Origin of the sequence: Nonomuraea sp. K271 (genome assembly GCF_009908215.1) — a bacterium.
GTDB classification, from domain to species: domain Bacteria; phylum Actinomycetota; class Actinomycetes; order Streptosporangiales; family Streptosporangiaceae; genus Nonomuraea; species Nonomuraea longispora.
The window spans coordinates 1-8,713 of the sequence record NZ_JAAAHR010000258.1 but is presented as its reverse complement, the minus strand read 5'-3'; the positions used below and the strand labels follow the sequence as shown (position 1 = coordinate 8,713).

Sequence of the window (8,713 nt, the reverse complement as noted above, 5' to 3'; positions counted from 1 at the left end):
GGCGCCAGGTGAGTCAGGACGCCGTCGTGCTCGCTGACCAGCTCCTCCACCGTCTTCGACGTCTCCACCTCCGCCACCGCCTGGCCCGCCCGCACCGGCTCCCCGTCCCGCACGAGCCAGGCGGCCAGCACGTACGCGGAGTCGTTCGTGTTGAGCTTGGGCACCCGGATCTCAGCCATCGAGCCCTTCCCGTACGGCGCGTAGGATCGTATCGTCCTGCACCAGCACGTCCCGTTCCAGGTGGGCGGCCGTGGGGATGACGCTGTCGGCCGAGCTGACCAGCTTGACCGGCCGCCGGAGCCGCCCCCAGAGCCGTGTGTGCAGGTCGGCGGCGACGTGGCCGCCCCAGGTGCCGCCCGCGCTGCCGTCCTCCGCGACGCAGATCAGCGGCGCCCGCCCGAGCAGGTCGAGGAGGGGCGCCGGGTCGAAGGGGTAGAGCCGGGAGGGGACCAGGAGCACGCCGGCCAGGTCGTGGCCGAGCAGCAGGGCTCGCATGGCCGCCAGCGCCCGGTGCGCCAGCCCTCCGGGGACGATCACGACGTAGTCGAGGTCGCCGGATGGGACGTCCAGGCAGCCTGAGGGGTCGCCGGCCGGCGCGGGGCCCGGGTCCAGGCGCACCACCGCGACGTCGCCCGCCAGATCCCATCGGAACAGCTCCTCCGCAACCCCAGGCGGGTACATGCGCCGTGTGTAGAGCACCTTGTCCTCGAAGAACAGGCACGGCTCGCGCAGGGCCAGCATGCGGTCGAGCACGGCCCGGTTGTCGTGGAACGGCGACATCTCGAACAGTGACAGGCCGGGGATGCCGATGAAGTGTTTCTGCGGGCTCTGGCTGTGCGTGGGGCCGTAACCTCGGTGGCCTCCCGAGGGGCAGCGGATGACCAGCGGCACGGGGACGCGGGCACCGTACATGGTGACGGACTTGCTGGCGAAGTTGAGGATCTGGTCGAAGGCGAGCGCGGCGAAGTCGGCGAACATGATCTCGGCGATCGCCTTGCCGCCCGCGAGTGCCAGCCCGGAGGCCGCCCCGACGATGGTCCCCTCGCTGAGCGGGGTGGTCAGGACGCGGTCGGGGAAACGGGTCGACAGGCCCTTGGTGATCCTGAAGGCGCCCCCGTAGGGGTCGAGCAGGTCCTCGCCGAGGACGTACACGGAGGGGTCGTCGTCCAGGAGGCCGTGGAGTGCGCGGTTGAGGTCCTCGCCCACCCGGTCGCCGCCGCGGGCCGCGCCCGGCGGAACGCCGGAGCCGGGACGGCCGGGAGGCTCGGCCGGGCTCACGCCGTCGTCCAGGTCGCCGGCGGGCGGGCGGACACGTCGGCGGCGATCTCGTCGACGCGGGCCCGCGCCTCCGCCTCGATCCTCGCCGACTGGGCTGGGTGCGCGGCCTGGTAGGCGGCGTACCAGTCGGTGCGGGGGAAGCCTGGCGGGCGGGTGTCGTCGCCCTTGCTGTGGGGACCGAGGCGGTGGGTGGCGAACTCGACGATCAGGGGCCGCGGGTCGGCGCGGAGGGAGTCGATCAGGGGCGCCAGCCCGGCCCGGATGCGGGACAGGTCGAAGACGTCCACGTGGTGATGAGCGATGCCGAACGCCCGCGCCCGGTCCTCGATGGTGCCCGCCATCTGGAGGGCCGTGGGCGTGGACTGCGCGATGCCGTTGTGCTCGACCACGACGAGCAGCGGCAGGCGCCACAGTTGCGCCAGGTTCAGGGCCTCGTACACGGAACCCTCGCCCCACGTGCCGTCCCCGATGTGGACGCACGCCAGCGCGCCCGGCTCGTTACGCTTGAGCCGCAGTGCCACGCCGGCGGCGACCGGGAGGCTCTGGCCCTGCACCCCGGTCGACAGGTAGCGGCCCCGACGCAGGTGCTGGCTGCCGCCGACGCCCTCGCAGACGGCGCCCTTCCTGCCCATGATCTCGGCGAGCAGCCCTTCGGGGTCGCCGAACCTGGCCAGGTAGTGGCCGTGTCCCCGGTGGTTGCTGAACACCCAGTCGGGCTCGCGCAGCAGCGGGCGCAGGGAGACGGGGACGTACTCCTGGCCGAGGCAGGTGTGGGTGGTGCCGTTGAGTTCGCCCCGCTCGAACAGGTCGAGGAGTTTCAGCTCGAAGGAGCGGATCAGGAGCAGCAGCGCCAGGTCGTCGTCAGAGAGTCTGTCCATTGGCTCCTCGAGCACCAGGAAAACCTCCTGAAAGGCTATACAACGCCCGCATCTCGCGTCCAGGACGGGGATGCCGCTCGGGCCGCGCCGCGCCTCGATCGCGCGGCGCGGCCCGAGCTTCAGGCGGAGGTCAGGCGGCCGCCTTGGCGCCGCCCCTGGCTGTGGCGCTCACCGACGCCTGCTCGGTGACGCCGTTGACGGTGACGGCGACCGTCACCTTCCCCTGGCGCAGCGCCGTGAGCGTGCCCTTGCCGGGGTCGAGCACGGCGACGTGCCAGGGTTTGGCCGTCCTGCGGCTGCCGACGTGCAGGTTGGGCGAACCCGACCACGCCACCGAGACGGGGTAGGCGGCGGGCACCGTCGTGTCGTCCTGCTCGACGGCGGCGCTCACCTCGGCGTCCGCGCCGACGGCGACGGTGGCGGGGACGGTCAGCGTGAGCTCGTCCACGTGGGGGCGCACCTGGGTGCCGATCCAGCCGGGCGCGTCGGCGAACCAGTTGCGCCTGACATGCTCGGCCTCGGCCGGCGTGACGGGGTCGACGCCCCAGAGCGACCAGCCGGTGAACCCGCCGTCCTCGGGCGCGGTGGCGGGGTTCTTGCCGGAGTTGCCGTTGATGAAGTACGGCACCGCGTCCACGTGAGCGGCGTGGAACGTCCCCACGTGCGCCCCGATGTAGGCGGCGCCCTTGCCGGTGGTGCGCTGGAAGTCGGCCAGCCAGCCCTCCACGAGCGCCGCCTCCTTCCTGTCGCCGAGCTGGCTGCCCTTGCCCGGCGTGGGGTCGCGCGGCGGGACGTGGAACAGCACGGTGACCGATCCGATCGAGGAGTCCTTCGCCGCCTTGTCCAGCTCGGACCTCAGCATGGCCACCTGCTCGAAGCCGCCGCCTCGCAGGTTCAGGCGGGAGGTGTCCAGGGTGATGAAGCGGGTGCCCTTGTGGTCGAAGGTCGTGTACGTGTCGCCGAACGCGGCCTTGAAGTTGTCGATCGCGCCGCCCATGACCTCATGGTTGCCGGGGATGTAGTGATATTTCAGCTTCCCGCCCAGTTCCTCGTCGAGAATGCGTTTGGCCAGCGCGAAGTCCTCCGGCGACGCCTCGTCCACCAGGTCACCGTTGATGACCAGGAAGTCCGGCTTGGCCGCCTTGATCTCGCGCAGCGTGCGGCGGGCGTTCCTGACGAGGTCGCTGTCCGGCTCCCTGGCCACGAACTGCGCGTCCGACATGACCGCGAACCGCCACGGCATCTTCGCCACCTCGGTCCTGACGACCGGGTCGGCGACCTTGGGCGCGGGCGGCGCGTCGACCGGCGGCGGCACCTTGGCGACCAGGCCGTCGATCATGATCTCGTTGGTGTACTGCACGTCGGCCTTGGTCTCGGCCACGTAGAAGCGCCGCAGCCGCAGCGGGTGGTCGACGCCGGGCGGCACGGCGAACTCGACGTACTTCCAGCCGGTCCACGTCATGTACGGCCCGCGCAGGACCTGCGACTGCCCCTGCGCGTCGTAGAACTCGAGGCTCGGCCACTCCCCCTTGCCGCTGGAGTGGATCCAGAGCCCGAACGCCTGCGCCTGCCCCTCCACCTCGATCGGCTGCGGTGGGCTGGCGTACGCGGCCCGGGTGGCGGTCGAGGTCGAGAAGTCGTACGACAGTTTGAGCCCGCCGCCGTCGTGCCCGGGCGCGGCCTCCAGCGAGCCGGTGGCGCGGGCGGCGGCGAACGTCCACGAGCCCGCGTCCTCGAAGTCGGCGACCGGTTTCTCGTCGAAGCCCACGGTGACGGGCACGGCGGTGGTGAGCTTGCCGACCTTGGCGGTGATCAGCCCCGCTCCCGAGCCCTTCTTCGCTTTGACGGTGAAGGCCCCGTGCTCGGCGGCGCTCACCTCGAACAGGCTCTTGTCGTAGTCGAGCTTGAGGTCGGCGGGCTCGATGGGCGCGGAGTTGCCGTTGCGGTCGTAACCGACCACGCCGAACGTGGCCACGCCGTCCGCTCCGGCGATGCTGAGCCGGTCAGCGGTGGTGCCGAGCCGCTGGAGGGGCTGCAGGACGGTCAGCTCGATGCTGCCCTCGGCGCGGCCGCGGGAGGCGGTGACGGTGGTCTGGCCGGGCACGAGGGCGTGGAACCTGCCGTCGCGGACGATGCCGTGCACGGCGGGCTTCGCCCGCCAGGAGGGCTCACCCTTGGCGGGGCCGTACGTCTCGTCGTACCCGGCGGCGGTCAGGCGCCTGGTGAGGCCGGGGAAGACCCGGTCGGGGCGGCCACCGGCGACGGGCGCGACGCCGGGCGCCCTGGCGGGGTCGCTCGCGGTCTCCAGCCAGAAGCCCTTCAGCTTGCCGCTGCCCTCGGGCGCGTAGAGCGCGAGGCCGTTGGGGACGTGCCGCTCGCCGCCGTCGGACGGGCTGTTCTCCACCTGCACGTCGGCCGAGCCGGGCTCGCGGGCGAGCATGGTGGAGGAGCCGCCGCCGTCGAGGTTGAGCGCGTTGGCCGCGCCCAGCTCGACCATCATGGCCGCGAGCTCGTTGAGCGTGACGCCGCGGCTGTCGGCCTGGCGGCCGTCCACGGTCAGCAGGTACATCTTTCTGCCGTCGGCCGAGAACCCGACGGCGGTGCGCGGGTGGGCGCTGGTGTCGGTGGAGTTCTGCGCGGCGCCGTCCTTGACCAGCACCCAGTTGCCGCCGACGGCCGCCTTGACCGTACTGCCGTCCGAGGCCTTGGGCTGGTACTTCACGTCGACCCGGTCGCCCTGCTCCAGCGCGGACAGCGCCTCTGCTCCGGCGTCGCGGCCGAGCAGGACCGAGGTGCCCGCCGGGATCGGGCCGGTGCCCGCGGAGGTGCGTACCTCGGTGACGACGCCGTCCTTCATGACGACCTCGGCGACGGACGTGGCGCCCTCGACGGCGCGGGCGCGGTTGTAGGAGCCCCACAGCGGCGTGAAGAGGCCCACGCCGCCGTCCTGCACGATCTGGTTGAACTGGGTGAGCGTGATCGGCGAGCCGCCGTCGGGCGTGGCGGTGCCCTCGAAGTACATCTTGAGCACGCGTCCGACGCCCTCGCCGGTGATCGCGACCGCGTTCTCGTGCCCGGCGACGGGCGACTGGACGAGCGTGCCGTCCTGGACGCCGATGCCCTGGGCGGCGCCGGAGTTGTTGATGTCGAAGAAGTCGCCGTTGACGGCCGCGACGGCGTGGGAACGCCTGGCGGGACCGGACAGCGGCTCGGTCTTGGACACCTCGCCGGAGAACACGTAGTCCGCCTTGGCTCCGCCGAGGTCTGCGGCGATCGCGTCGGCGCGCAGCCAGCCGAGCGGGTCGTAGGTGTCGAACGAGGTGAGCGAGATGCCCGGCGCGACCGGCCGGGTCCTCTTGGTCGTCTCCAGCCGCTGCCGTCCTTCGGCGGCCTTGGTGATCAGCGTGGACGGCGGCGGGTAGGACGACGCCTGGGGAGCGTCCTCTGCGGGGGGTGCGGGATCGGCCTGCGCGGGCACGCTCAGGGCCACGGGGGCTAACACGAGCGCGGCGGCGGCCAGCAATCTGAGGGTCTGCACGACCGAACTCAATCGTTCATGGTTATAACTTTCAAGGCTTACGCATGAACCAAAAGAAAATTTCAGATCTTGTGGGCCTCGCGCGCCGCCCACCACGATGGAACGTGTGGATCGAGAGGCCTTCTACCGTGACCCGTATCCCGTCTACGCCCGCGCCCGCGCCACCTCGGGGCTGACGTACTCCGGCGAGCTGGACGCCTGGCTCGTGACCAGGCACGCGGACGTGCGCGAGGTGCTGAGCCGGCCGGCCGACTTCTCCTCCCAGGGCGCCTTCCGCGGCGACGTGACGCCGAGCCGGCTCGCGTTCGCCGAGCTGGCCGCCGCGCCCGGCAACGCCCCCGTGGTGGTCAGCTCGGACGGCGAGGCGCACCAGCGTTACCGCAGGCCGCTCACCCGTGGCCTGTCGGCCGCCAAGGTCGCCGCCGCACGACCGTTCATCCAGGCCACCGCGGCCGAGCTGGTCAGGTCGTTCGCGGCGGAGGGCCGGGTGGAGTGGATGGGCGGCTACGCCCGGCCGCTGCCCGCCACGGTCATCGGCCACCTGCTCGGACTCGACCCCGCCGACGTGCCCGCCGCCGTCCGGGCGGGCGACCGCGCCGAGAACCTGATCTTCACCGCCATGCCGGAGGACGAGCAGATCGCCGCCGCCCGCGAGGTCGCCGCGCTGCGGCACCGGCTCGTCGCGCACGCCGCCCGTGCGCGCGACCAGGAGAACCTCACCGGAGAGCTGGTCCGCGGCCTGGCCCCCGGCCCCGGCGAACCGACCGGCCGGCAGCGCGACGAGATCGTCTCCAACACCCAGAACCTCATGCTGGCCGGCCACCTGACCACCACCGCGCTGCTCGGCACCGCCGTGCACCACCTGCTGCGCGACCGCCGCCAGTGGGAGCTGCTGTGCGCGCGGCCCGAGCTGATCCCGGCGGCGATCGAGGAGGCGGCCAGGTTCGAGGCGCCGGTGCAGGGCTTCCGCCGCCGGGTCACCAGGCCGCTCACGCTGAGCGGCACGGAGCTGGGCGAAGGCGACACGGTGTTCGTGTCGTTCGCCTCGGCGGGGCGCGACGAGACCGTGTTCACCGAGCCGGACGTCTTCGACATCGCGCGGGAGCCGGCGCGTCACCTGTCGTTCGGGCACGGCGTGCACGGCTGCCCCGGCGCGCTGCTGGCCCGCGAGCAACTGCGGGTCACGCTGGAACTGCTCGTACGCGAGCTGCCCGGGATCCGCCTCGCCGGCGACGACGTCACCATGGCCGCCACCCTGATCCACCGCGCCCCCGAGGAACTCGTCCTGACCTGGTGAGCCGCGTCACCTCCCCGGCCCCTACCGGACCGTGCGGTCGGGCGGCAGGCTCGGGGTGATCAGTCTGGCCAGCTCGTCGTGGTAGGGCGGGTCGAGCCAGTAACCCGAGTGCCAGCGCGCCTCCGGCAGCGGGTCGCCGGGCGCGGGCCGGAGCGGGTCCCAGCAGAACCGGTCGACCGTGTTGCCGCGGCCGGGTTCGGCGGCCAGGGGGTCGACGCGGCGGAACGCGGGGCCGCCGATGGGGTCGCTCAGCCGGTACAGGTTGCGCCAGGCGACCGCCTCACGCACGGCAGGCAGGCCGTCGCCGCCGAAGTAGGCGGGGAAGAAGGGGGCGTACAGGCGGCGCAGCGGCGAGCCGTGGGTGAGCAGCCTGACGCGCCCGCGCATGACGGGATCGAGCTGCAGGACCAGCGCGGCCGCGATGACGCTGCCCTGGCTGTGCCCGGACAGCACCACGGTGTCACGGTCGGTCGCGGCCAGCCGGCCGACCCGGGCCATCAGCTCGGGCATGACCCGCTCGGTGTAGCAGGGAGGGGCCAGCGGGTGGATGGCCCTGGGCCAGAAGGTGGACACGTCCCAGACGATCCCGACCGTTCTGCGCAGCCGTGAGCTGCCGTACGTGCGGCGGCCCAGCAGCGCCAGGCCGACGACGGTCGCCGCCGTGGCCCAGCTCCCGATCGAGGCGAGCAGACCCGCGAACCCCGCCGTCGGTGTGTACAGACGTAGCTGGCTGATCACGGTCACCACGGCGAACCCGGCCACCCCGATGCCGGTGAGGACGCCCAGCACCAGCCCGGCCCGGTCGGTGAGCGCGGCCAGCGCCCACTTGCGCGCGACCGCGGGTCCGCCGGGCTCCCCGTAGTGTTCCGTCAGCTCGGGCGCCAGCCTGCGCGTTTCGGCGCGGCGGATCAGCCAGAGGGCCACCGCCACCCCGCCGAACGCCACCGCCAGCAGCGGCACCAGGGCGGCCGTCCACCAGACCGGATCGTCGATGAAGAGTTTCCTCCCGAGCGGCCCCGGCTCGTCCGGGGTGCCGGGGACGCCGAAGAACGTGGCGGTCCAGAACGGCACGCCGAGCGCCAGCACGTTCGCGGAGCCCGCGGCCACCATCAGCATGAACCACGCGGCGAGCCCGCCCATCGCCGGCCGGTCGAGCGGGTCGCGGCACGGGCCGTCCATGCGGGCCAGCACCCAGGTTGCGGCCAGGATGAACGCCCCGAGCCCCAGCATGAGCGCGAACTGGACCTGCCCCGCGCCCACTCCGGGCAGCATGAGCCCCTCCGCGCTCTGCGGCAGCCCGCCCATCGCCGCCCAGAACGTGACCACGAAGACCAGCGGCGCGGCCACCCGCAGCGTGTGGCACGCGACCCTGAGCCAGGCGGGCTCGCGCGCGCCGGAGCGCGGGTCCAGCCGCCGGCCGGTCCACGGCAGCACCACCAGCACGGCGGCGGCGAGCTCGACACCCGCGTTCGCCCAGGTGAGCGAGAGCCCCAGCGGGGTGCCCGCGAACGGGGCGGCCACGGCCAGCCCGATCGAGGCGATCGCGAAGCCGACGTGCACGACCCGCAGCCGCCACACCGGAGCGCCGCCGTGCCACAACCGCGCCCGCTCCAGCAGCAACCGCTCACGCGCGGCCCCACGCTCCCCGCCCGAACCGCCTTCGAGATCGTCCGCCACATCGCCCCCGGACCCGTCGCCGGGGTCTTCGGCAGGACCCTGGGC

6 protein-coding genes are annotated in these 8,713 nt (G+C 73.0%); 1 reads left to right on the top strand and 5 read right to left on the bottom strand.

The window, feature by feature from the left end:
- From GUY59_RS51580 to GUY59_RS44565, 4 genes are all read right to left on the bottom strand, one after another.
- On the bottom strand, nt 1-179 hold a 179-nt coding region (locus tag GUY59_RS51580; protein WP_201762092.1), incomplete at its 3' end, for a lipoyl domain-containing protein.
- A complete protein-coding gene (locus GUY59_RS44575) occupies nt 172-1,278 on the bottom strand; it encodes an alpha-ketoacid dehydrogenase subunit beta (RefSeq protein ID WP_138208253.1) in 1,107 nt (368 codons plus the stop codon). The genes GUY59_RS44575 and GUY59_RS51580, both read right to left, overlap by 8 nt.
- Nucleotides 1,275-2,156 (bottom strand): thiamine pyrophosphate-dependent dehydrogenase E1 component subunit alpha, encoded by an 882-nt coding sequence (locus GUY59_RS44570; protein ID WP_138208252.1) that lies wholly within the window; start codon nt 2,154-2,156, stop codon nt 1,275-1,277. The genes GUY59_RS44575 and GUY59_RS44570 overlap by 4 nt, the downstream gene beginning before the upstream one ends.
- Before the next feature lie 130 nt (nt 2,157-2,286).
- A complete protein-coding gene (locus tag GUY59_RS44565; RefSeq protein WP_252375237.1) occupies nt 2,287-5,694 on the bottom strand; it encodes a phosphodiester glycosidase family protein in 3,408 nt (1,135 codons plus the stop codon).
- A 106-nt stretch (nt 5,695-5,800) separates the two neighbouring features.
- Here GUY59_RS44565 and GUY59_RS44560 point away from each other — a divergent pair, with 106 nt between their 5' ends.
- Nucleotides 5,801-6,991 (top strand): cytochrome P450, encoded by a 1,191-nt coding sequence (locus tag GUY59_RS44560; RefSeq protein ID WP_442939091.1) that lies wholly within the window; start codon nt 5,801-5,803, stop codon nt 6,989-6,991.
- A 21-nt stretch (nt 6,992-7,012) separates the two neighbouring features.
- Here GUY59_RS44560 and GUY59_RS44555 read toward each other — a convergent pair.
- The coding region (locus GUY59_RS44555) for a hypothetical protein (RefSeq protein ID WP_201762091.1) at nt 7,013-8,713 on the bottom strand (1,701 nt) is incomplete at its 5' end.